Raw genomic sequence first — 24,235 nt, forward strand, 5'->3', positions numbered from 1 at the left:
TTGTAATTAATATTTTATTTCTTAAATATTATTAACCCTTTATTTTTGGATCTTTTTTAATTGATTCCTCTTTTGTTTCTACTAAATTAATAGTGTTATTTGAGTCATCAACATCAGCCATTTTTTTAATTGGATCAATGGTAACAGATTTTATCTTGCTTTTGTCTGCAGGAATACCAAAACTAAAGCTTTTATTAGCCCAAGACCAATCAGGTAATATTGTTGTTGTTTTTGGAGTAGGTTTTTCACCTCGCATCATTTCTAATGGAATATAAAAATCTTCAAAAGTTCCATCAACATATTCAACTCTTAAATCAATAGGCATTGGCATTAACCCCTTTCTGTCTAATTTTATAGTTGTTCCTTTATCAGTTGCTTCTACCGATGTGATTCCGTAATCAATAGTATTCGTAGTTTGTCCAAAATCCATTAAATACCAATCCAATTCTAATCCAGAAACCTTTTCCGCAGTACGAATGACATCATTTGGAGTTGGGTGTGAAAACGCATAATCATCAAAATACTTTTTAATAGTTGCTTTTAAATTATCTTCACCAATTACATAGCCTAACTGTGCTAAAAACACAGCACCTTTACTATAGGCAGCAGTACCATAAGCACCATTAATATCATAACGATCAGCATGTGTTGTAAGAGGTTGCTCAAAACCTGAGTTTGCTAATCTAATGTAGCCTCTGTAAGAACCAAGGTGTGGGTTTTCTCTATTTCTTCCGCCTATTTCGTTCATTGCTGATGAACTAATGTAACTAGTAAACCCTTCGTCCATCCATTCATGTTTACCTTCGTTCGTAGCCAATAAAAATTGAAACCATGTGTGCGCCATTTCATGAGATGTTACACCAATCAATCCGTTTAAACTTCTTCCGCCAGTAATTAAAGTACACATAGCGTATTCCATACCACCATCTCCACCTTGAATAACCGAGTATTGTTCGTAAGGATATTTACCTATATGCTCACTGAAATATTGCATTAACTGAGATGTTACAGGTTGAAGTTTTTTCCAGTTTTCATTGGTTTCAGGATTGTCTTTCCATAGAAAATGAAGCATAGGTCCATCTGGCACCTGTAGAGTATCATGATTGTAATCTGGGTCAGCAGCCCAAGTAAAATCATGTACCATTGGCGCTTTAAAATGCCATGTTAATTTTTTACCAGAACCCTTAGGCCCTTTAGTTTTATTTGCATCGTAGCCATGTCCTATTTCTTCTGGATTTTGAAGGTAACCAGTTCCGCCAATCACATAATTTCTGTCTATAGATATTTTAACATCGAAATCTCCCCATACACCATGAAATTCTCTTGCTATATATGAATCGGCATGCCAACCTTGAAAGTCGTACTCTGCTAATTTAGGATACCATTGAGCCATAGATAAATCTATACCTTCACGACTATTTCTACCATTTCTTCTAATTTGTAAAGGCACTTGCGCACTAAAAACCATATCAAAAGTTGCTTTTTCACCTGGTTTTATTGGAGTTGCTAGCTTTACCTCCAAAACTGTATCAACTACATCATATTCAAGTGGTTTTCCATTTTGTGTTAACGACGCGACTTTAATATAGCCAATTTCATTAGGTTTTAGCTTACTAATTCTACTTTCAATAATTGGATTTTCTTTAGTACCAACATTTGTTACCATTCTTCCATCTGGATCTGCAATGTTCTGTAAGCGCATATCCATATTGCTACCAGGTTGAAAGGCATTTAAGTATAAATGATAAAACACACGATCTAAAACATCTGGTGAATTATTGGTATAGACTAATTTTTGTTTCCCTTGGTATTGAAAAGTTTCAACATCCATATCTATTTCCATGGTATAATCAACATGTTGTTGCCAATACCCAGGATTAGGATTGTTTTGCGAGTTTGATTTAACGCCAACTAAAAAGATAGCTATTAAAAGAATTCTTGAGAATAGAGTTTTCATAAAATTATAGTGTAATATTATTAATTTGATATTTTGCTTGCCATGATCAAAGCGTTATAAGCGTTTACAAGTTTAGAAGATTTTGACAGTTCTCCAAATGATTTGACAGAATTTTGACTACCAGGAACCGTAACCTTTGCTGGAAGCTGTAAACCAGAATCCATGATGATTTGTTTTACTTGTACTGCCGTAAGTTTTGGATAGTACGAACGTACTAAGGCAGCTACACCTGAAACAGCTGGTGCAGCAAACGATGTTCCGTCAATAAAATCATATTCATTATTTGGTTTAGGAGAATAAATTTGAGATCCAGGAGCAAATACATCAACATTTTTTTTACCATAATTGGAATAAGAAGCAACTAGATTTGATCCATATTTAGAATCAATAGCACCAACCGATACATAAGTATCAATAATTTCTGAACCATTTTTGTGATCGTTAGGGTAACTGGATTTTTCATCTAAATCTAAACCTTCATTTCCAGCCGAACTAACAAAAAGCACATCGTTTTGCGCAGCATATATCAAAGCTTCTTGCACTTTATCACTATGAGGAGAGTAGTACTTGCCAAAGCTTGCATTAATGATTTTTGCCCCATTATCAACGGCGTATCTAATTGCTAAAGCGATGTCTTTATCATATTCATCGCCATTAGGTACTGCTCTTAATGCCATTATTTTAACGTTATTAGCAACACCGTTCATTCCTTTTCCATTATTACGCTCCGCAGCTATAACTCCTGCTACATGTGTACCATGTAGTTCTTCGTTTTTAACTGGGTTAACATTATTGTTACCATATGTTGTTTGAGAAAAATCGTTAGGATTGTCTCCAGTTTTTCTTCCTTTTAGATTTTTATTTAAGTTAACATTTAATCGTTCGTTAATGTTTTCTAAATCACTATTTATGGCGTTAATAGTTTCTTTAATAGTACCAATACCAAATCCATAAGTTTGTTTTATTACTGAAACATCCCTTAACAAGGACTGATCGGTTGTTTTAATGGCAAAAACTTCTTCTTTAGTGTAATCTTTTTTATTTAAATGTTTAGCAACCGCTTTGTCCGAAGCGACTATTTGCTGAATTATTTGATCATATTGAGCTTTTAAACCGCTGTATTTTTGATATTCGCTATCGTATTCAGCTTTTGCGTCGGCATACCTAGGATGACTAGTGTCACCACTTACTAAAATACGCACATATTCAAGTTGTTCATCATAAGTATCACCTAGGAAATTCCAACCATGAATATCATCTATATAACCATTATCATCATCATCTTTATTGTTGTTAGGTATCTCTTTTTTATTTATCCAAATAACATCATCTAGGTCTTCGTGATTTGTATCTATTCCAGCATCAATAACAGCAACAACAACAGTTTGTCCTTTTCTATTTTTAATGATTTCGCTATAAGCTTTATTCACACTCATACCAGGAATGGTATCTTTTACCAAATCTAAATGCATCCAGTTTTTAGATTCGTTTTCAGAAAGCTCTGTATACTTTAAGGGTGTATTGTCAATATTTTCAATAGGTGTTGACAAAATAGCGGCAGAAGATCCACAGCCAAATAACAAAGTCATTGTTAGTATGCCTAAAATAAAGAGGTTAAGTTTTTTCATTTTTTATAAATCATTTAAAGTAAGTTTTTCTTTGAAGCGCACACCTTTTTCGGTGTGCTGTACTGTTATTATTTCATGATGTGCATCATGTTCTAAAAATAAATAAAAGCTGTTATCGGCTGCCATATTTAAAAACACATCTTTCTCGTCAAGCGTTAAAAGAGGTCTTGTATCGTAACCCATTACAAACGGAAGAGGTAAGTGCCCAACAGTTGGTAATAAATCTGCCATAAAAGCTATGGTTATATCTTTGTATTTAATAAGTGGAATCATTTGTTTTTCGGTATGACCATCGGCAAAGAAAATATCAAAACCTAATGGTGAATTTTTTAAAACCTTGTCACTTGGAAGGTCAACAAATTTTAAATGACCACTTTCTTCCATCGGAATAATATTTTCAGTTAAAAACGATGCTTTTTCTCTTTTATTCGGTTTTGTTGCCCATTCCCAGTGATTTTTATTGCTCCAAAAATGCGCATTTTTAAAAGCTGACTCATAACCTGTTCTATCTTTGTTCCACTTGATACTACCACCACAATGATCAAAATGTAAATGCGTCATAAACACGTCGGTAATATCATCAGGATGAAAGCCATATTTTTTCAATGAGGCATCAATACTGTTGTTTCCCCACAAATAATAATACCCAAAGAATTTATCACTTTGTTTATCTCCCATTCCAGTATCAATTAAAATTAACCGATTACCATCTTCAATTAACAAACAGCGTGCCGCAATATCAATCATGTTATTACTGTCGGCAGGATTGGTTCTTTGCCATAAAGATTTTGGCACCACACCAAACATGGCTCCTCCATCTAATTTAAAATTTCCGGCGTTTATAGGATATAATTTCATAGTTATTGCAAAGTAATAAAATGAGAAGAATTACAAGAAAAAGTTAAGAATATATTAAGAGATAACGTCTTTTAGGCGCTTCCCAAAATCAAATAGTGCTTTTATCTCTTTTATGCTAGCTAACCGCTCTTTACCAAACACTAAAATTGCATTTCCGTTACTTTCAATATGATAATATGGATTACTCTCGAAGAAATGAGTAATGTCGTCATTAAAAAATGTTTTTATAGCCTCAACATCCTCACCAAGAAGATAAAAACGTTTAGAAAAATCACTATGGTCTTGAATAGGAATATCCTTGAATCCCGCAAATGCATATACTTTTTCTAAAAACCCTTCTCTATCTAAGGTAAATTCAGGAATGTTTTTATCTAATTGAATATGTAGCATAGTTGAACGCACAACTTCTTTTGCAATAAACTCCCCTTCAGAAAACTCAATATCAAACAGTTTTATTGCTAGATTTTTTTCAGATAGTTTATTGTAGATGTGATTAATTTTTTTGGTTCTAAAAAATAAAAAATAATCTAAAAAATGCGTTTCCCTTTGTTTGTCAGCATTATAATTCAACCCATAATCCTTAGCAAAACTTTCTATTGCAGATTGTCGTTTAGTTAAACTATTCTTGATTAAATTAGGAACAGGTAACAAACGCCTCATGGCAAAAGGGTGTTTTGAATCGGTATCGTGCATATCTAAACCAATTACCTCAAAATGACCATCCCTTTTAGTAAATAATTCTTGATAATCATTAAGATTCTCCATCACAGTATGGTCAACAAATTGGCATAAAGAAAAATCTACCACAACATCTTGGTCTTCTGGAATAGCATCTAACTTTTCCTTTAGTCTATAAAAATTCAAGAAACTACAAAAGTGTTTAACACTCACATAATAATTGCCGCCTTCATCTTCTTTAAACATAAGAACATTTGGCTTTAAAACATTTCTAGCAAATAATGACACTCCTTTATTCATAATTATATGAATAATAAATGTTACAGCAACACCAGAAGAGATTCCAGTAATTAAACCAACCTTTAGCGTTACAAATAGCGTTACAAAAAATATAATAAGCTGTTCTTTACCTATCGAAAATATATTTTTGATGGTTTTAGGAGAGGCTAGTTTGTAGCCAGTAAACACAAGTATTGCCATTAACGCTGGCAACGGAATTCGTTTTAATTCAGTACTAAAAAGCACTATGAAAATGACTAAAAAAAGTGCATGGAAAAAATTTGACGAACGATTACTTCCTCCATTGTTTACATTAACAGAACTTCTTGCTATAACCGTTACAACATTTAACCCTCCCAAGAAACCACTACCAACTGAAGCTAATCCAAGCGCCTTTAAATCTCTATTAACATTAGAGCGTCTTTTTTGAGGGTCGAGCTTATCAACCGCTTTTATGCTTAACAACGACTCTATACTAGCAATAAGAGTTAAAGCAACGACACTTGCCCAGAAAGCAGATGTTCCAATTTTGCTAAAATCAATAATCGGTATTTCAGAAATAATAGTGCTGATATTTGGTATTCCTGAAATCATGTAATTTTTATCTATTGGGTTAGCCTCATGCGCTACTAACTCAAAATAATAACTAAAACCAATAGATAAAATAACAATCCACATAGGCGCAGGTATCAATTGCAGGTATTTATTTCTAATTTTAGGATAGAACAGCATGATACACAAACTAAAAACACCTATGATTGCTGCATAAATCAACCCTGTATTTGTATAGTGAATAGCATCATTAATTGTGTAAGGAATTTCCAATAAGTAATCGATTGTATCGGCTCTATCTATTTTATGAGCTAACATAATATGAAATTGTTTGCCCAGAATAATCAAACCAATAGCAGCAAGCATACCTTGAATTGCAGAAGAGGGAAAGAAATCAGCCAGTTTACCTAAACGAAGAAACCCCAAAAGAATCATTAAGATTCCAGAAAAGATAATTGCAGCATAAGCACTTTCCAATCCCAACGTTGATATTGCAACCAATAAAACACCAACCAACCCATTACCAGGCCCAGAAATGGTTACATGACTTCCGCCTAAAATTGAAACCAATAGGCCTCCAACTATTGCAGCGATGATTCCAGCAATAGGAGGAGCATCACTTGCCATGGCTAGTCCAAGACCTAATGGTAAAGCAATAAGACTTACCACAAAACCAGAAAAAATGTTTTTTGGCATAGATTTTAAAAAACCTATCAGAATATTTTTCTTTGGACTCATTGAATGATTAATACATCAGTTGGTAATTCGGTTAAAATATGTTCTATATCATGAGGAAATAATCTATCCCAAAACGTCATTTTTGAAGATGCATTCATCACCAATAAATCAGCTCGCATTATTTGAGCATAATGACCTATTGAGTATCCTTGCTTTCCAAAAATTGGCTGAGACTTTATAGATATGTTTTTGGTGTATTCACTATCAATGGTTTTAATAATTTCATTTATTCTTGAAGCTTCTCGTTGTCTAATCCGTTCTTTTAAAATATTAGTTTTTCTTAAGGACTTATCGTCATCAACTTTAATAGCTATTTCATCCTGATTAATTTCTTCTACAATTGTAATACGTTCAGAATTAAGTTGATGAGCAACATAAAAAGCTGTATTAATAGTTTGAGTAGTCTTTGGGTCTTTTAATCCATTTACAACTATATGCTGACAAGCTATATGCTCAACAGAAGGGTTGATTAGTAACAAAACAGAACATTGTGCCTTTCTAGTAATTTTTCTAGCGATTGACCCAACATAGTATTTTAAAAAGTTCTCTCGCTGAAGCGCTCCAAGAATCAATAAATCTATATTTTTTTCATTAGTGATAGATAAAATGACATCAACAGGGTTTCCTGGCTTAAAAATTATCTCAAAAACAAGCCCTTTTTTTACAAAAGGCTCTAATATAGCATTAAACTTGGCATCCTTGTCAGTTGATTGTTCTCCAACATGTATCAATGCTAAATTAGACTTTAATCTTAATGCTAGCCTTGAGGCTTCATGAATATTGGCTTTGAGATTTGGGGAAAAGGTAACACCAATTCCTATTTTTTTAAATGGTTTTAGAGACAATACTATTTATCTTATATTAATAAGTTTTGTAAGATAGTACTTTTTCAAAAACTACAACTATTTAAATCTTTGGGTCGTTTTTACTATTATATTTGTTTAGTATTTTCACAAAAAAGCAATAAAAATGTTAGAACTAGCAGGAATCATTATTTTAGGAATTTTAGCTCAATGGGTTGCATGGCGTTTTAAAATTCCTGCAATTTTACCATTAATTTTAATTGGCTTATTAGTAGGCCCAATTGCAGCAGAATTTTTAAGTGAAGATGGAGCAAAATGGATAGAACCAATATGGAATGGAGAAAAAGGACTTTTTCCCGGAGAAGGATTATACTATTTTGTGTCGTTAGCCATAAGCATTATTTTATTTGAAGGAGGCTTAACATTAAAGCGTTCTGAAATAAGAAATGTTGGACCAGTAATTACCAAGTTAATTACTCTAGGATCTGCTGTTACATTTTTTGCCGCAGGTATTTTAGCACATTTCGTTTTTGATTTAAGTTGGGAAATTTCATTTTTATTTTCTGGGCTGATTATTGTAACTGGCCCAACAGTTATTACACCTATCTTGAGAAACATTCCCCTTAAAAAAGACGTGTCTGCGGTTTTGAAGTGGGAAGGCATTCTTATTGACCCTATTGGTGCATTGGTAGCTGTATTAGTTTTTGAGTTTATAAGTGTAGGAGGCGATAGTGGTTTTACAAAAACAGCACTTATGGAGTTTGGAAAGATTATACTTTTTGGAACTACATTCGGATTCACTTTTGCTCACGCCTTGGCATTTGCAATAAACAAAAAGTTAATACCTCACTATTTACTTAACGTGGTGTCGCTTTCAACAGTTTTACTGGTGTTTGTAGAGTCTGAAATATTTGCTCACGAATCAGGGCTACTAGCGGTTGTTGTCATGGGAATGGTACTCGGTAATGGAAAACTTGAAAACTTGAAAGAACTTTTGTATTTCAAAGAATCACTAAGTGTATTGTTAATATCCATACTATTTATTTTATTGGCTGCTAATATAAATATTGAAGATTTAGAGCTACTATATAGCTGGAAAACAGGTATATTATTTGCCGCAGTAGTATTTGTAGTCAGGCCTTTAGCAGTATTTTTAAGCACTTACAACTCAAATCTTAAGCTCAATGAAAAACTATTTATTAGCTGGGTTGGACCACGAGGAATTGTTGCCGCAGGTATTGCGTCTCTTTTTGGTAGTAAGTTGATAAAAGAAGGTGTTGAAGGCGCAGAATACATAACGCCTTTGGTTTTTATGATAGTGCTTGGAACCGTTTTATTAAATGCTACCACAGCACGTTTATTTGCCAGAATAGTGGGTGTGTTTTTAACAAAATCAGAAGGCATTTTAATTATTGGTGCTTCAAAAGTGTCAAGGTTGTTAGGGCATTATTTAGAAAACAACGGAAGACACGTTGTGTTAATAGATAGTAATCAAACCAATATTAAAAAAGCTAAAGATCTTGGGCTAGAGGCTTTTGATACTAATATTTATTCTGAAACACTGACAGATAATATTGAATTGAACGATGTTGGGTATTTAATGGCTTTAACGGGAAATTCAGACATTAACAAATATGCTATTGATAAATTTGGGAAACAGTTTGGAGAAAATGGTTCATTTAGACTCGTTACAAAAGATGAAATGTTAGACGATCAGAACAACCCAAAAGAAGGACTATTTAGTCAAACAGATGATTATAACACACTTTCTGAGGTAACCCAAAAATTTCCTTCGATTCAAGAAATTAATCTAAAAGATGAAGCCCATTATCTTGAACTTATTGAAATAACCAATAATGATAAAGACATCATTCCTTTATTTGTAAAAGACCATACAGGCGAGTTGCATATCATATCATCTTTTAACAAAGAGGTTAAAGATGTAGATGAAGGAAGTAAGCTAGTGTATTTAGGGAAACCGTTTGATGTTGAGACTACAAAATGATGATTAATATAGAATGAAAAATTAATCATTTAGCTTTAAAACAGCCATAAACGCTTGCTGAGGTATTTCAACATTTCCTACTTGACGCATACGTTTTTTACCTTTTTTCTGCTTTTCTAATAACTTTCGTTTACGCGAAATATCACCACCATAACATTTTGCAGTGACATCTTTACGAAGTGCCTTGATGGTTTCTCTTGAGATAATTTTTGCCCCGATTGCTGCTTGTATAGGAATGTCAAATTGTTGACGTGGAATAAGCTCTTTCAATTTTTCACACATTTTTTTACCAATATGCTGAGCATTATCCGCATGAATTAATGCTGAAAGCGCATCGACTGGCTGCGCATTTAATAATATATCTACACGAACCAATTTTGAGGTTTTCATACCAATTGGGTGATAATCGAAAGAAGCATACCCTTTTGAAACCGTTTTTAAACGATCATAAAAATCAAAAACAATTTCTGCTAAAGGCATATCAAAAGATAATTCAACACGTTCGGTTGTTAAATATGTTTGATTAGTAATTTGACCTCTTTTTTCAATACACAAAGACATCACATTACCTACAAAATCTGCTTTAGTAATAATAGTTGCTTTTATGAATGGTTCTTCAACTCGATCTAAGCCCGAAGGGTCTGGTAAATCGGATGGATTATTAACTACAATAGCTTGATCTGGATGCTTTCTTGTGTATGCAAAATAGCTCACATTGGGAACCGTTGTAATTACGGTCATATCAAACTCACGCTCTAAACGTTCTTGAATAATTTCCATGTGAAGCATTCCTAAGAAACCACAACGAAAACCAAAACCAAGTGCAGCAGAACTTTCAGGTGTGAAAACCAAAGACGCATCGTTTAGTTGTAATTTCTCCATTGAGTTACGAAGCTCTTCATAATCTTCGGTATCAACAGGATAAATTCCAGCAAAAACCATAGGTTTTACATCTTCAAAACCTCCAATAGCATTTGTTGTTGGGTTTTTAGCATCTGTAATGGTATCTCCAACTTTAACCTCTTTAGCTTCCTTAATTCCAGTAATTACATAGCCAACATCACCAGCTTTTATTTCTTGTCTCGGAAATTGCTTGAGTTTTAAAGTACCAACCTCATCGGCAAAGTAATTTTTACCAGTAGCAATGAACTTAATGTTTTGTCCTTTTTTTATAGAACCATTTATAACTCTAAAATAAGTTTCAACACCACGAAATGGATTATAAACCGAATCAAAAATTAAAGCCTGTAGAGGTTCGTCAACATTTCCTTTTGGAGCAGGAATTCGCTCTATAATGGCAGTAAGAATATCTTCAATACCTAATCCAGTTTTTGCACTGGCAGGAATTACCTCTTCAGGTTTACAACCAAGTAAATCAACAATGTCGTCCGTAACTTCTTCGGGGTTAGCACTTGGTAAATCTACTTTATTAAGTACAGGAATTATTTCTAAATCATTTTCTAATGCAAGATATAGGTTAGAAATAGTTTGCGCTTGAATACTTTGTGCTGCATCTACAATTAGTAGAGCACCTTCACAAGCAGCAATTGACCTAGACACTTCATACGAAAAATCTACATGACCAGGAGTGTCTATAAGATTTAGAACATAATCTTCACCTTTATAGTTGTAATCCATTTGAATGGCATGCGATTTTATAGTAATACCACGTTCTCTTTCAAGATCCATACTGTCTAAAAGCTGATCTTGTTTTTCACGCTCAGTTACAGAACCAGTAAAGTCTAGTAACCTATCGGCTAACGTGCTTTTTCCGTGATCTATATGTGCAATAATGCAGAAGTTTCTAATCTTTTTCATCTATCCTTTTAGGAGGTATTTTTACCAGACCGCAAAAATACACAAAATAATTTTTGCAAAACCAATAAGAGACAGGTTTAAAGATTACGGTAAAGACGTAATTTCGTTTCAATTTATTGTTATAAGTTTGTGTTTGGAAAATGCAAAAGCTATTAAACGGATTATGAGGATTTTTTATTTAATATTACTTTTTTTAAGCACGACAACTATTTGGTCTCAAACATTTACGCTTTCAGGTAGTATTATTGATAAATCAAACTATCCAATTGCATATTCGAACATTTTACTTCTTAGATCGCAGGACTCGTCTATAGTTTCTGGCACAACATCAGACGATAACGGAAAGTTTATATTTAATAATATTGCGCCTAACACCTATATCTTAAAGGCGAGTTTCATAAGTTACATTGATAATTATTCTAGTATAACTATTGCTCAAGATACCCAAATCCCAGCACTTGTTCTAGAAGAATCTATTGAAGCGTTATCTGAAATAGAACTGGTTTATAAAAAGCCAACACTTAAACGCGAGGTTGATAGATTGGTATTTAATGTTGAAAAAACAGCCTTAAGTGAAGGGAATTTAATGGAGGTTTTGAGAAACACTCCGAGCGTTATTGTAATGAACGATGCAATTACAGTAAAAGGATCGGAGCCAACAGTATATATTAATGATAGAAAAGTACACATTTCGTCAAGTGAAATAGTAGAGTTGCTACAAGGCACATCCGCTTCTAATATTAAATCGGTTGAGGTTATTACAAATCCTCCAGCACGTTATGATGCTGAAAGTGGCGTAGTTTTAAATATTATAATGACTAAAAATGTGATTTCTGGTTATAACGGAAGTGCATTTAGTAATGTAACACAGGGTGTTTTTCCCAAAACCAGTTATGGAATGACCAATTATTTTAAAGGTAAAAACATTAGTTTTTTTGCAAACTATAATTATGGAAAAAGAAAAGTTGATCGTGTCGATAAAGAAACCATTGATTTTTCTAATAACCAATTTTGGAATACAAATATAGATAGAAATACTTGGACTGAAACCCACAATACCAATGCTAACTTTGATTGGGACATTAATGAAAAAACCACATTAAGTGCCGCTACAAATATGCAGTTTGTCCCATACTATAAAAGAAAAACCTACAGTAAAACAGATATTTTACCAAACAATCCAAATGATGTTTCGCGTTTTATTTCCAACAACATATCTAGAGATGTTAAGCATAATATGGGCTTTAATTTAGATTTTGTTCGTAGGTACGAGAATAATAGTAGATTGTCGTTTAACTCACATTACACCAATTACGATTATAGAAGGAAACAAGGTGTAACTACCGATTATTTTTTAAGGAACGGCTCGTTTGACAATAATAATACATTTAAAACCCGATCAGATCAAGACACGGAAATTTTTACATCACAAGCAGATTATTCTTTACCTATAAGCGAGACTTCAAACTTTGAGATTGGTGCAAAATTTAGTGATGTAACCACTAGCAGTGAAATAAAACATTACGATATAATAAATGGCTCGCCAGTTAAAGACCAAAACAAAACGGATGCGTTTGATTATAATGAAAAAGTTTTTGCTGGCTATATAAGCTTTGATGAAAGCTGGGAAAAATGGACCTTAAGCACTGGACTTAGAGTAGAGCAAACCAATATTGAAGCAAAATCTGAATCGGTAACAGGAAATAATGACCAAAACTATTTAGAGTGGTTCCCAACGGCAAATTTAGGACTTCAAGCTTCTGAAAAACTGAACATCTATGTTAATTATAAACGAAGCATTTCAAGACCTAATTACAGTTATTTAAATCCGTTTAGGTATTATTTAAACGATAACACTTATGTCACTGGAAACCCTGGGTTAAAACCTTTTTTCACCGACCAATACAAATTAGGGTTTTCTATAAACAATATGTTTGTAATAGAAACCTATTATAAAAAATACAAGAACAATATTTTTGAGTTACCAATTCAAGACAACATAAATAATACACTTGCGTATACATCAGTAAACATTAATTATACTGAAGAAATTGGATTTGATTTTGAAGCAAATTTTAACATCACACAAAAATGGAGCACTTACTTTGGCACATCATTTTATAAATATCAAGACAACGCGACATTTTCTGGGGACACATTTTCTAAAGGAAAATGGTCAAACTATACCATTTTTCAAAACGATTTTTCATTCTTAAAAGACAATAGCTTAGTTGCAAATTTCACTCTAACATATATTCACAAAAATGTTCAAGCGTTACAGGTAATTAATTCTAGACTTGCATCTGACTTTTCAATTAGAAAAACTCTTTTTAAAGGAAAAGGAAGTTTATCATTATTGGTTTCAGATTTGTTTAACCAACAAGATTTTTATTGGACTACAAGGTTTGCTGACCAAAATAGCACAAGCGATGTGAATCTAGATAACAGATACATTAGGCTTGGTTTTAGATACAAGTTTGGAAACACAAAACTTTCAACGAACGAGCGCACAAGTTCAGTAGAAGAAAGAGAAAGGCTTAGTAATAATCACTAATTTTTTAATCCTGCCACTCAGCAATAAACAAGTTGGTATCATGACCACCACCATTGTTTCTATTTGAAGAAAAGATTAACTTTTTTCCATCATTAGAAAACACTGGAAAAGCATCAAATGTTTCACCATGAGTAATACGTTTTAAGTTTTTCCCATCAAGATCTATCATGTATAAATTGAAAGGAAACCCTCTTTCTGCCTCAAAGTTAGAAGAGAATAAAATCTTCTCACCACTTGGGTGAAAAAATGGACTCCAATTGGCATTTCCTAGGTTTGTTAATTGACGCAAATCACTCCCATCAGCATTACATATATACAATTCCATTTCGGTTGGTTGTACTAAGCCTTCAGCCAATAAATCTTTATATTCTTTAATTTCTTCTTCAGTTTTAGGTCTAGAAGAACGGAAAATTAATTTTGTACCATCTGGTGAGAAAAATGCACCACCATCGTACCCTAATTCATGAGTTACTTGCTTCACATCTGTACCGTCAATATTCATGGTGAACAACTCTAAATCACCAGTTCGCATAGATGTAAACACTATTTTGTCTCCCTTTGGAGATACTGTAGCTTCAGCATCATATCCAGGTTCGTTTGTTAATTGGGCTGTAATATTTCCTTCTAAATCCGAAACAAAAATATCATAGCTTTCATAGATAGGCCAAATATATTTCCCTTCTCTACGTAAAGCAGCTGGAGGGCACTCATTACCACCTAAATGTGTTGATCCATAAACAAAATGTTTGTTATCTGGTAAAAAATACGCGCAAGTTGTTCTTCCTAAACCAGTACTTACCATTGGTGGAACAATCTTATCAAAAGTTTCATCAGCATTCATCAAAAACATTTGGTCACATTCAACATCCCAATTCTTGTTATTAGACTGAAAAACAATTTGCTTATCATCAAAACTCCAATAAGCCTCAGCATTATCACCTCCAAAGGTTACTTGACGAATGGATTTAAAGTGAACTTCTTCAGGATATATTAAAGAATCTACCCATTGTTTTGTTGCACCAGATTCAGCATCTGATGAACTTCCTTTCTTTTCAGATTTACATGATATTATAACTAGCCCTAGAAGGATAATAAGCGCATAGGTTTTTTTCATAATTCTTTATATAAATGGCAATTAATGTCTAATTTTGCGCTAAAATAAGATTTATAATATGAAAAAAATATTGCTATTGGTTCTTTTTTTATCGTTAATAGGATGCAAGAAAGAATACACACCAGAAAATAAAATTAAAGAAGACGTAGCTTTTTTAGCCGATGATAAATTAGAAGGACGAGGTACAGGTACAAATGGAGAGAAAGCAGCTGCAGATTATATTGCAAAGCGTTTTAAAGATTTAGGGCTTGAGGGTAAAGGCACAAATGGGTATTTTCAAGACTTTACGTTTACTCCAAAAACGGACCCACACTCCGAAGCAAAATTTACAACGGTAAATGAAGATGGCAGTATTACTGGAAGAAATGTTTTAGGATTTATTGATAATAATGCGTCACAAACCGTAGTTATAGGCGCGCATTATGATCACTTAGGTTACGGAGGAGAAGGTTCTTTAGATAGATCAGAAGAAAAAGCCATACATAATGGCGCAGATGACAATGCAAGTGGTGTTGCTGTTATGCTAAACTTAGTTAGCAAGCTTAAGGAAACAAACACAAATAACAACTATTTGTTTATGGCATTTTCAGGCGAAGAAATGGGGCTTTTAGGCTCTAATTACTTTGCAAAAAACGCAACGATACCAACAGATTCTATTAACTACATGTTTAATATGGATATGGTTGGTCGTTTAAAAGCAGATAGTACATTGGCTGTTTATGGTGTTGGTACGTCACCTTACTTTAAGCAAGTTATTAGTTCAAGCAATAAAGATTTTAAAATTATTGAAAACGAATCTGGTGTTGGTCCTTCAGATCACACATCGTTTTATTTAGTTGATATTCCTGTGTTACACTTTTTTACAGGACAACATGAAGATTATCATAAACCTGGAGATGATTCGGAGAAGTTGAATTATGACGGAATGAATTTAATATCAGAATACATTTTTGATATTATTACAGATTTAGACGATAATGGAAAATTAGCCTTTAGGAAAACCAAGAATGAAAGTGAGGAAACACCAAGGTTTAAAGTAGGTTTAGGTGTTGTGCCTGATTATTTATATGATGGTGAAGGTATGCGCATAGATGGAGTATCTGAAGATAAACCAGCGATAACAGCTGGACTTAAAAAAGGCGATGTTATAGTAAAGCTAGGTGACAGCACTATTACAGACATGATGAGTTATATGAGGGCTTTATCTGTATTTGAAGCAGGAAACACGACTAAGGTTACCTACAAGCGAGATGGTAAGGAAGCGACTGCTGAAATAAAGTTTTAGTATTGGTAAAAATAGGAGACATTGAACTTTCGGATTTCCCATTGTTGTTAGCACCAATGGAAGACGTAAGCGACCCTCCGTTTCGTGCATTGTGCAAAGAGCAAGGAGCGGATGTAGTGTATACAGAGTTTGTATCTAGCGAAGGGCTTATTCGTAACGCAGCTAAAAGTGTCATGAAACTCGACATCTATGAAAAAGAGCGTCCTGTAGGCATCCAAATTTTTGGTGCCAATATGGAAAGTATGTTGCAGACCATTGATATTGTTGAAAAATCCAATCCAGATATTATAGACATCAACTTTGGTTGTCCAGTAAAAAAAGTGGTAAGCAAAGGCGCTGGAGCTGGAATCTTAAAAGATATTTGCTTAATGGAGCAACTCACTGCCGAAATGGTAAAACGCACCAATTTACCTGTAACTGTTAAAACACGTTTGGGATGGGATCATGATTCCATAAAAATTGTTGAGGTAGCCGAAAGACTTCAGGATGTTGGCTGTAAAGCCATAGCAATTCACGGTAGAACAAGAGCACAAATGTATAAAGGCGAAGCCGATTGGAAACCAATTGCTGAGGTCAAAAATAATCCTAGAATGCATATTCCTGTATTTGGAAATGGCAATGTAGATTCGCCAGAAAAAGCTATGCTGATGCGAGACAGTTTTGGTTTGGATGGTGCAATGATTGGTCGTGCAAGCATAGGAAATCCTTGGTTTTTTAAACAAGTAAAACACTTTTTTGAAACGGGAGAGCATTTGCCATCAGTTTCATTATCTGAACGAGTGGAAGCAGCTCGCAGACACTTACAAATGGCAATAGACTGGAAAGGCGAAAAATTAGGTGTTTTTGAAACCAGAAGACATTATACAAATTATTTTAAAGGGATTCCACATTTTAAAGAATACCGAATGAAAATGGTAACTAGCGATGATGCAAAAGATGTCTTTGCTGTTTTTGACGAAGTTGAAGATAAGTTCTCGGATTTTCAGTTTGTTTAAGCCTCAACAATTAATCGTTTTGTAATTCTAGAAGAAGCTAATTTTGAAGCCAAGACTCCTAAAATAGTTATGGTAATAAATACAATAAAAATGTTTTCTAAATGTATGCTTACAGGATAAGGGAAATTAGCGGTTATCATAAGAAGTGAAAACTGTTGCTGTAACACTACAACAAGATAGCCTAAAAACAAGCCAATAGTTCCACCCAAAACACTCATTAAGCTTCCTTGTAAAAAGAAGATTTTTCTAATATCTTTTACCGTAGCACCAACATTATACAGGGTATTAAGGTTCTTTTTTTTGTCTAGAATCATCATAATTATGGAACCAATAACATTAAAAAGAGCAATAATCAATACCAGCGTAAAAATTAAATAAACAGCGAGATTTTCGGTATTTAGCATTTTGTATAGCGCATCGTTAAGTTGCTCTCTAGTTTTAAGCACAAAAGCGCCTTCCAAAGTACGCTCAAGTTCTTCTTGTACAGCCTCAATATTCTCGATATCTTTAAGTAAAAATTCAATACCACTTACCTGATTTTGATTGTAGTTAAGTAAGTACTGTGCAGTTTCTAAATTAGCATAAACCATAGAATTGTCAAGGTCTTCATTAACCACAAAAATTCCAGAATTCACAACATTAACCGATTTAAAAATTGAATTAACAGAAGAAGGCAATCCTTTACCAGGCTTGGGAACGGAAACTTTTATAGTTTTGCCGTAATCAAAAACACCAAAAGACAAGTTGTTAGAAACTCCTGAGCCAGCAACTATTTGGTCTGTTCCTCGTTCAAACCACTGACCAACAATACTAAGAGAATCTATTGTGGATTGTGGATAATGTTCATCAACGCCTTTTAGGGTTACAATGAGATTTTTATCTTGAAAATTTAATACAGCACGTTCTTCTATAATTTTAGAGTAAGAAGCTATACCCTGAATATTGTTTATTTTATTTTTTAAATCTTCGGAAAAAATAAATGATTTTCCTTGTTTTGGAATTGCCTTTAAATCGGGGTCTATAAAAGAGGTAAATTGAACACTAAAATCTTTTAAACCAGCAAAACCAGAAAGCACAATAAACAAAGAAGCGCTGCCTATAATTACACCAACAGCTGCAATTATTGTAATAAAATTAATAGCATTATTACTGCTTTTTGAAAGCAGATAACGTTTTGCGATATAAAAAGGGAAGCTCAACTATTTTTTCTTTCTTTTTTCTAATAAATCTGGATCATCCAATGGATTGTCTAAGCCCTTTAAAGAACGATCAATTTGGTCTATATATTGTAAAGAATCATCAATAAAAAAAGCGAGCTGAGGCATACGTCTTAACTGATGTTTAGTACGCTGTGCTAATTCATGCTTAATTAAAGAAGCATTAGATTTTATACCTTCCAACAACTCAGAACCTTTATCAATTGGAAAAATACTTAAATACACTTTAGCAATAGAAAGATCGACTGTTACATTAACCTTTGTTACCGAAATGATTACACCTTTCATACCACCTTGAGTCGCTGCATTTTGAAGTACATCTACCAAATCTCGTTGTAAAACTGAAGCTATTTTTTTTTGTCTATTACTTTCCATATGGCAAAAATAATACATTTCAATTGTTAAAGCTTTAAAACGTTAGTGTTTTAAATTAAATTTGCATTATGATGAATAAAATTGAACATATAGGTATTGCGGTTAAAAATATTGAAACTTCCAATGAGTTATTTGAAAAACTTTTTGGAGAACCACATTATAAAACAGAATCAGTAGAAAGTGAAGGTGTAAAAACGTCTTTCTTTAAAGTAGGAGAGAATAAAATTGAGCTTTTGGAGGCTACTAACAAAAATAGCCCTATTGCAAAGTTTATAGATAAAAAGGGTGAAGGTATTCATCATATAGCGTTTGATGTTGACGATATAGAACAAGAAATTAAACGACTAAAAAAGGAGGGTTTTGTTGTTTTAAATGAAAAACCAAAGAAAGGAGCAGATAATAAGTTAGTAGCTTTTTTACATCCAAAATCAACTAATGGAGTACTCATCGAGCTATGCCAAGAGCGCATTAATAAAGAATAATTTACTTGCGGAGAAATAAAATAAGTAGTAATATTGCAGCCTAATTTGGTCCCATAGCTCAGTTGGTTAGAGCATCTGACTCATAATCAGAGGGTCCTTGGTTCGAGCCCAAGTGGGACCACTTTTTAAAATTAAGCCTCACAGAGATGTTAGGCTTTTCTTTTTTACAAAAGTCAAAATAGTTGTATAAACTATTAATCGCTGAGTATGAAGTATTGTGATTTTTTACTGAAGTATATAAATAAAGTTAAAAAACTTGTAGAAAATACACACAAAACTTTATTTTAGCATAATAAAGGGATAATGAAAGAGTTATATAGTGTAATTAATTCTTTCAAAAAAATAATTAATTAGTCGTTGTCAAGAGTACTAAGAGTATACATTTTGTCGTTGTTTTTTAACGCTTCATAGATGTTTTTTGTGTGTAGTTTTTTTTGATAACTGGCTTTTTTTCATACATTTACATCAAAATGATTCAAAAAACAATATGAAAATTGCCCAAATCTTATTTGTTTTTGTTAATGCAACATATGCCTATCAAGGACCTCCACCCCCGCCTCCTTCAGGACCTCCACCCCCAGGGTTACCTATAGATGATGCAATTATTTTTGTTTTTGTTTTGGCTCTTTTATATGGAGTAATTAAGTGCCTCAATTTCATTAAATCAAAACCTAAGAGTTAAGAGTTCACATTTTTTGAAGCTTACTTACATACTTTCCTATTACATCAAATTCTAAGTTAACAATAGAGCCTTTTTTAAGGTTATTAAAATTTGTATGCTTGTAAGTATAAGGGATTATTGCAACACTAAATGTATCTTTTTTAGAGTCAATAACCGTAAGACTTACTCCATTAATTGTTATCGAACCTTTTTCAATAGTAAGATTTCCTAATGAAGAGTCATATTTAAAAGTATATTCCCAACTTCCGTTAAGTTCTATTGCTTTTGTACATGTTGCGATTTGATCTACATGTCCTTGAACAATATGACCATCTAGCCTATCACCAAGTTTCATAGCCCTTTCAAGATTTACTTTATCATTAATTTTTAAGGCTCCAATGTTAGACTTATCGATTGTTTCTTTAATCGCAGTTACAGTATATTCATCATCGTTTAAATTTACAACAGTTAAACAAACACCATTATGAGCGACACTTTGGTCGATTTTTAGCTCATGGGTTATATTACTTTTAATAGTGATATCAATATTTTCTTTATCTTTTATCAAGTCTCTAACTATTCCAAGATCTTCTATAATACCAGTAAACATATAACGGTTTTATTTAGTTAAATTTGTACCATCAAAATTACAAACAAAAGTCATCATTACTAATGAGAAGCGAGGAAAAAATTTTAGTAGGTATATCCATAGGAGATCTTAATGGGATTGGTGGCGAAATTATTCTTAAAACTTTTGAGGATGATAGAATTCTTGATTTTTGCACACCTATTATTTATGCATCTATTAAAACAATAGCGTTTTTAAAAAATCATTTTAAAAGTGGTATAAATTTTAATAGTATTCATAAACCTGAACAAGCTATACATGGAAAAATAAATGTTTTAAATGTATGGAAGGAAAATGTTGCTATTAATTTTGGCGGTGAAGATATGAAGATAGGTGAGTATGCTATTAAATCTTTTAAAGCAGCTACAAATGATTTAAAAGAAAAAAAAATAGATGTATTGGTTACTGCTCCAATAAATAAACACAATATTCAATCAGAATCTTTCAACTTTCCAGGACATACAGATTACTTATCTAAAGAACTAGCAGGAGAAGGGCTTATGTTTATGGTTACAGACGATTTAAAAGTAGGCCTTCTCACAGATCACGTTCCTGTTAGTCAAGTTTCATCAAAAATCACCAAAGAACTAATCACTTCAAAAATTGAGACAATTAGTAAAACATTAAAAATAGACTTTGGAATAAGGAAACCTAAAATAGCGGTTTTAGGCATTAACCCTCATACTGGAGATAATGGTGTTATTGGAACAGAAGACGATGATATTTTAAAGCCAACATTAATAGATATACGCAAAACAGGAAAATTAGTCTTTGGTCCATATTCGGCTGATAGTTTTTTTGGTTCAAATAGTTATAAGAATTTTGACGCAATCATTGCCGCATACCACGATCAAGGGCTTATTCCTTTTAAAACCCTGTCTTTTGGACAAGGCGTAAATTTTACAGCAGGGCTAAGTGGTGTTCGGACTTCTCCAGACCATGGAACAGCCTATGAAATAGCAGGAAAAGGAGAAGCAGATAATAGTTCTTTTAAAGAAGCATTATATGCTGGGATTCAAATTTTTAAGAATCGTCAAGAGTTCAAAAAAATTAGTAGCAACCCATTAAAAAAGCAAAGACAAAAGATATAAACAAAAAAATGTTTATAACCCTAAATAGGTAAATATAATTTTATATATTTGCACGCTCGAAATAAATGTGAAGATGAAGAAACTGAAAGAGTTTATAATTCAATTTATAGGATTAAAACAAGGAGAACATAATTTCGAGTATAAAATTGAAAATAAGTTCTTTAACCATTTTGAGTACGACGAGTTTAATGATGCAAATCTTGATGTAAAAGTTGTTTTAAATAAAAAAACCACTCTTTTAGAATTGCATTTTATAGTGTCAGGAACAGTTAATATAAACTGTGATTTAACAAACGAACCTTTCGACCAAGTTATTGAAAATGATTTTAATTTGGTTGTAAAGTTTGGGAATGAATACAATGATGAAAATGAGGAGATTTTAATTATACCTCATTCCGAATATGAAGTTGATATTTCGCAATATATATATGAATTAATTGTGTTATCGGTACCATTTAAAAGAGTTCATCCAGGAGTAATAGATGGGACTTTAAATTCAGAAATACTCAATAAACTTGAAGAATTAAGCCCAAAAAGCTTAGATGAAAAAACAGAAAATGAGGATATTGATCCTCGTTGGAATACATTAAAAAAACTATTAACGGATAAATAATTATAGAAAATGGCACATCCTAAAAGAAAAATCTCGAAAACAAGAAGAGATAAGAGAAGAACACATTACAAGGCAACTGTACCACAAATTGCTACGTGTCCTACTACAGGAGAGGCGCACTTATACCATAGAGCTCATTGGCATGAGGGAAAACTTTATTACAGAGGTCAGGTATTAGTAGATAATTCTCAAGAGGAAAATATAGCATAAGCAATATGCACACAAAATAATTAAGCGCTCACTTGTGAGCGTTTTTTTTATGATAAATTTTTTTTGAAGTCAAAAACACCTATTTTGCAGCATTATTTGTTCAAAAAGTGGTATTTTTCATCACTTTTTTGACGTTTTACGTCAATTTTGTGATTTTTTGTTCAAAACTAAACTATAACTATGAGTAAGATCACAGCAGCAATTACAGCTGTTGGCGCATACGTGCCAGAATATGTATTAACCAACCAAATATTGGAAACAATGGTTGATACAAATGATGAATGGATTACAACTAGAACAGGAATTAAGGAGCGAAGAATCCTTAAAGATGAAGGTAAAGGAACTTCTTTTTTAGCTATTAAAGCAGCAGAAGATTTAATAAGCAAAAAAGGAATTGATCCAAAAGATATAGAACTTGTAATAGTTGCAACTGCAACTCCCGATATGAAGGCAGCATCCACAGCTGCTTATACAGCCACACAAATTGGAGCCATAAATGCCTTTTCTTTTGATTTAGAAGCAGCCTGCTCAAGTTTTTTATTTGGAATGTCGACAGCCGCTAAATATATTGAATCAGGAAGATATAAAAATGTATTACTAATAGGCGCAGATAAAAATTCATCATTTATTAATTATGAAGATAGAGCTACTTGCATCATTTTTGGTGATGGAGCAGGAGCTGTATTATTTGAACCGAATGAAGAAAATTTAGGACTTCAAGACGAATACCTTAGAAGTGATGGCTCGGGAAGAGAGTTTTTGCAGGCAACATATGGAGGTTCGTCATATCCTATAACTCAAGAAGCTTTTAATGATGGGAAACACTATGTGTTTCAAGATGGAAAAACGGTATTTAAAAATGCTGTATTTAATATGGCAGATGTAGCAGTAAAAATATTAGAACGCAATAACCTAATAAAAGATGATATTGCATGGTTAGCTGCTCATCAAGCTAATAAACGTATTATTGATGCTACTGCCAATAGAATAGAACTAGACAAAGATAAAGTAATGATGAATATTGAGAAGTATGGCAATACTACATCAGCTACGCTTCCGTTATTATTACACGACTACGAATCGCAACTTAAAAAAGGAGATAATATAATTTTTGCTGCCTTTGGAGGCGGATTTACTTGGGGTTCCATTTATTTGAAATGGGCATATAATTCTTAACAACACTAACTAAACTAAAATAGCTAAATTATGGATTTAAAAGAGATTCAAAACCTAATCAAGTTTGTTGCCAAATCAGGTGCAAGTGAGGTTAAACTTGAAATGGATGATATTAAAATTACCATTAAAACAGGATCAGATTCTGAAACCACAATATTACAGCAAGTTCCAGTTCAAGCGCAAATGACGCAAGCCATTGCTCCAGCTGCAACTTCGGCACCTGTACAAGATGCTCCACAAGCTGTAGCAACAGAAGATAACTCAAAATATATTACAATTAAATCACCAATCATAGGAACTTTCTATAGAAAACCTTCACCAGATAAACCATTATTTGTTGAGGTAGGACAAACTATCGCTGAAGGGGATGTACTTTGCATTATTGAGGCAATGAAACTATTCAATGAGATAGAGTCTGAAGTTTCAGGTAAAATAGTAAAAATATTAGTTGATGATTCTTCTCCAGTAGAATTTGACCAACCATTATTTTTGGTTGACCCATCTTAATTTTAGATTAT

General features: G+C 33.0%; 21 protein-coding genes and 1 tRNA gene. 11 read left to right on the forward strand and 11 right to left on the reverse strand.

Going from position 1 to position 24,235, the window contains the following annotated elements; all coding sequences use genetic code 11:
* Positions 1-31 precede the first annotated feature (31 nt).
* The 5 genes from ABGB03_RS14295 to ABGB03_RS14315 are packed head-to-tail and all read right to left on the reverse strand — an operon-like array spanning position 32 to position 7,535.
* Entirely contained in the window at positions 32-1,957 is a 1,926-nt protein-coding gene (locus ABGB03_RS14295) for a M1 family metallopeptidase (RefSeq protein WP_347923255.1), read from the reverse strand.
* 20 nt (positions 1,958-1,977) lie between these two features.
* Complete coding sequence (locus tag ABGB03_RS14300) at positions 1,978-3,585, reverse strand: S8 family serine peptidase (RefSeq protein WP_347923256.1); 1,608 nt, start codon at positions 3,583-3,585, stop codon at positions 1,978-1,980.
* Between the two features lie 3 nt (positions 3,586-3,588).
* Complete coding sequence (locus tag ABGB03_RS14305; protein WP_347923258.1) at positions 3,589-4,443, reverse strand: MBL fold metallo-hydrolase; 855 nt, start codon at positions 4,441-4,443, stop codon at positions 3,589-3,591.
* 54 nt (positions 4,444-4,497) lie between these two features.
* Entirely contained in the window at positions 4,498-6,690 is a 2,193-nt protein-coding gene (locus tag ABGB03_RS14310; RefSeq protein ID WP_347923260.1) for a SulP family inorganic anion transporter, read from the reverse strand.
* Positions 6,687-7,535, reverse strand: a complete 849-nt coding sequence (locus ABGB03_RS14315) for a universal stress protein (protein ID WP_347923262.1) — start codon at positions 7,533-7,535, stop codon at positions 6,687-6,689. Before ABGB03_RS14315 ends, ABGB03_RS14310 begins: the two co-directional genes overlap by 4 nt.
* A gap of 124 nt (positions 7,536-7,659) precedes the next feature.
* On the opposite strand from ABGB03_RS14315, the gene ABGB03_RS14320 reads away from it, so the two are divergent.
* Positions 7,660-9,498: a cation:proton antiporter gene (locus ABGB03_RS14320; protein ID WP_347923263.1), complete on the forward strand. Its 1,839-nt coding sequence runs from the start codon at positions 7,660-7,662 to the stop codon at positions 9,496-9,498.
* Between the two features lie 21 nt (positions 9,499-9,519).
* Here ABGB03_RS14320 and lepA read toward each other — a convergent pair whose 3' ends face one another.
* Positions 9,520-11,316: a translation elongation factor 4 gene (gene lepA / locus ABGB03_RS14325; RefSeq protein ID WP_347923265.1), complete on the reverse strand. Its 1,797-nt coding sequence runs from the start codon at positions 11,314-11,316 to the stop codon at positions 9,520-9,522.
* A 163-nt stretch (positions 11,317-11,479) separates the two neighbouring features.
* On the opposite strand from lepA, the gene ABGB03_RS14330 reads away from it, so the two are divergent.
* Positions 11,480-13,870 (forward strand): outer membrane beta-barrel family protein, encoded by a 2,391-nt coding sequence (locus ABGB03_RS14330; RefSeq protein ID WP_347923267.1) that lies wholly within the window; start codon positions 11,480-11,482, stop codon positions 13,868-13,870.
* A gap of 4 nt (positions 13,871-13,874) precedes the next feature.
* Here ABGB03_RS14330 and ABGB03_RS14335 read toward each other — a convergent pair whose 3' ends face one another.
* Entirely contained in the window at positions 13,875-14,984 is a 1,110-nt protein-coding gene (locus ABGB03_RS14335; RefSeq protein ID WP_347923269.1) for a hypothetical protein, read from the reverse strand.
* A gap of 58 nt (positions 14,985-15,042) precedes the next feature.
* On the opposite strand from ABGB03_RS14335, the gene ABGB03_RS14340 reads away from it, so the two are divergent.
* Together ABGB03_RS14340 and dusB are read left to right on the forward strand one after the other, a co-directional pair.
* Entirely contained in the window at positions 15,043-16,269 is a 1,227-nt protein-coding gene (locus ABGB03_RS14340; protein WP_347923271.1) for a M20/M25/M40 family metallo-hydrolase, read from the forward strand.
* Between the two features lie 2 nt (positions 16,270-16,271).
* Positions 16,272-17,264 carry a tRNA dihydrouridine synthase DusB gene (dusB, locus tag ABGB03_RS14345; protein WP_347923273.1) on the forward strand — a complete coding sequence of 331 codons (993 nt, stop codon included), beginning with the start codon at positions 16,272-16,274 and terminating at the stop codon, positions 17,262-17,264.
* Here dusB and ABGB03_RS14350 read toward each other — a convergent pair.
* Positions 17,261-18,463 carry an FtsX-like permease family protein gene (locus tag ABGB03_RS14350; protein WP_347923275.1) on the reverse strand — a complete coding sequence of 401 codons (1,203 nt, stop codon included), beginning with the start codon at positions 18,461-18,463 and terminating at the stop codon, positions 17,261-17,263. The two genes, dusB and ABGB03_RS14350, sit on opposite strands and share 4 nt — an antisense overlap.
* A complete protein-coding gene (gene rbfA / locus ABGB03_RS14355; protein ID WP_347923277.1) occupies positions 18,464-18,856 on the reverse strand; it encodes a 30S ribosome-binding factor RbfA in 393 nt (130 codons plus the stop codon).
* A 71-nt stretch (positions 18,857-18,927) separates the two neighbouring features.
* Between rbfA and mce the strand changes: the two genes are divergently transcribed.
* Together mce and ABGB03_RS14365 are read left to right on the forward strand one after the other, a co-directional pair.
* Positions 18,928-19,338 (forward strand): methylmalonyl-CoA epimerase, encoded by a 411-nt coding sequence (mce, locus tag ABGB03_RS14360; protein WP_347926424.1) that lies wholly within the window; start codon positions 18,928-18,930, stop codon positions 19,336-19,338.
* A gap of 47 nt (positions 19,339-19,385) precedes the next feature.
* Positions 19,386-19,459: transfer RNA gene (locus ABGB03_RS14365), tRNA-Ile, on the forward strand.
* Positions 19,460-19,875: 416 nt separating this feature from the next.
* Here ABGB03_RS14365 and ABGB03_RS14370 read toward each other — a convergent pair.
* A complete protein-coding gene (locus ABGB03_RS14370) occupies positions 19,876-19,998 on the reverse strand; it encodes a hypothetical protein (protein ID WP_347923279.1) in 123 nt (40 codons plus the stop codon).
* A 26-nt stretch (positions 19,999-20,024) separates the two neighbouring features.
* Entirely contained in the window at positions 20,025-20,609 is a 585-nt protein-coding gene (locus ABGB03_RS14375) for a riboflavin synthase (RefSeq protein ID WP_347923281.1), read from the reverse strand.
* A gap of 62 nt (positions 20,610-20,671) precedes the next feature.
* On the opposite strand from ABGB03_RS14375, the gene pdxA reads away from it, so the two are divergent.
* From pdxA to accB, 5 genes are all read left to right on the forward strand, one after another.
* Complete coding sequence (pdxA, locus tag ABGB03_RS14380) at positions 20,672-21,718, forward strand: 4-hydroxythreonine-4-phosphate dehydrogenase PdxA (protein WP_347923283.1); 1,047 nt, start codon at positions 20,672-20,674, stop codon at positions 21,716-21,718.
* A gap of 73 nt (positions 21,719-21,791) precedes the next feature.
* Positions 21,792-22,331: a DUF177 domain-containing protein gene (locus tag ABGB03_RS14385; protein WP_347923285.1), complete on the forward strand. Its 540-nt coding sequence runs from the start codon at positions 21,792-21,794 to the stop codon at positions 22,329-22,331.
* A gap of 9 nt (positions 22,332-22,340) precedes the next feature.
* The gene (rpmF, locus tag ABGB03_RS14390) at positions 22,341-22,541 is read left to right on the forward strand and encodes a 50S ribosomal protein L32 (protein WP_167607365.1); all 201 of its coding nucleotides are present in this window, start codon (positions 22,341-22,343) and stop codon (positions 22,539-22,541) included.
* Between the two features lie 180 nt (positions 22,542-22,721).
* Complete coding sequence (locus ABGB03_RS14395; RefSeq protein WP_347923287.1) at positions 22,722-23,717, forward strand: beta-ketoacyl-ACP synthase III; 996 nt, start codon at positions 22,722-22,724, stop codon at positions 23,715-23,717.
* 30 nt (positions 23,718-23,747) lie between these two features.
* The gene (accB, locus tag ABGB03_RS14400) at positions 23,748-24,224 is read left to right on the forward strand and encodes an acetyl-CoA carboxylase biotin carboxyl carrier protein (RefSeq protein WP_347923289.1); all 477 of its coding nucleotides are present in this window, start codon (positions 23,748-23,750) and stop codon (positions 24,222-24,224) included.
* Positions 24,225-24,235: the final 11 nt, after the last annotated feature.

The sequence above is a fragment of the Pontimicrobium sp. SW4 genome (assembly GCF_039954625.1).
GTDB lineage: Bacteria > Bacteroidota > Bacteroidia > Flavobacteriales > Flavobacteriaceae > Pontimicrobium.

Coding starts and splice junctions, on each gene's coding strand:
- lepA (WP_347923265.1), bottom strand. CDS start 11,316: ATGAAAAAGATTAGAAACTTCTGCATTATTGCACATATAGATCACGGA.
- rbfA (WP_347923277.1), bottom strand. CDS start 18,856: ATGGAAAGTAATAGACAAAAAAAAATAGCTTCAGTTTTACAACGAGAT.
- ABGB03_RS14310 (WP_347923260.1), bottom strand. CDS start 6,690: ATGAGTCCAAAGAAAAATATTCTGATAGGTTTTTTAAAATCTATGCCA.
- ABGB03_RS14305 (WP_347923258.1), bottom strand. CDS start 4,443: ATGAAATTATATCCTATAAACGCCGGAAATTTTAAATTAGATGGAGGA.
- ABGB03_RS14385 (WP_347923285.1), top strand. CDS start 21,792: ATGAAGAAACTGAAAGAGTTTATAATTCAATTTATAGGATTAAAACAA.
- ABGB03_RS14295 (WP_347923255.1), bottom strand. CDS start 1,957: ATGAAAACTCTATTCTCAAGAATTCTTTTAATAGCTATCTTTTTAGTT.
- mce (WP_347926424.1), top strand. CDS start 18,928: ATGAATAAAATTGAACATATAGGTATTGCGGTTAAAAATATTGAAACT.
- accB (WP_347923289.1), top strand. CDS start 23,748: ATGGATTTAAAAGAGATTCAAAACCTAATCAAGTTTGTTGCCAAATCA.
- ABGB03_RS14340 (WP_347923271.1), top strand. CDS start 15,043: ATGAAAAAAATATTGCTATTGGTTCTTTTTTTATCGTTAATAGGATGC.
- ABGB03_RS14335 (WP_347923269.1), bottom strand. CDS start 14,984: ATGAAAAAAACCTATGCGCTTATTATCCTTCTAGGGCTAGTTATAATA.
- ABGB03_RS14300 (WP_347923256.1), bottom strand. CDS start 3,585: ATGAAAAAACTTAACCTCTTTATTTTAGGCATACTAACAATGACTTTG.
- ABGB03_RS14375 (WP_347923281.1), bottom strand. CDS start 20,609: ATGTTTACTGGTATTATAGAAGATCTTGGAATAGTTAGAGACTTGATA.
- ABGB03_RS14370 (WP_347923279.1), bottom strand. CDS start 19,998: ATGAAATTGAGGCACTTAATTACTCCATATAAAAGAGCCAAAACAAAA.
- rpmF (WP_167607365.1), top strand. CDS start 22,341: ATGGCACATCCTAAAAGAAAAATCTCGAAAACAAGAAGAGATAAGAGA.
- ABGB03_RS14395 (WP_347923287.1), top strand. CDS start 22,722: ATGAGTAAGATCACAGCAGCAATTACAGCTGTTGGCGCATACGTGCCA.
- ABGB03_RS14330 (WP_347923267.1), top strand. CDS start 11,480: ATGAGGATTTTTTATTTAATATTACTTTTTTTAAGCACGACAACTATT.
- pdxA (WP_347923283.1), top strand. CDS start 20,672: ATGAGAAGCGAGGAAAAAATTTTAGTAGGTATATCCATAGGAGATCTT.
- ABGB03_RS14320 (WP_347923263.1), top strand. CDS start 7,660: ATGTTAGAACTAGCAGGAATCATTATTTTAGGAATTTTAGCTCAATGG.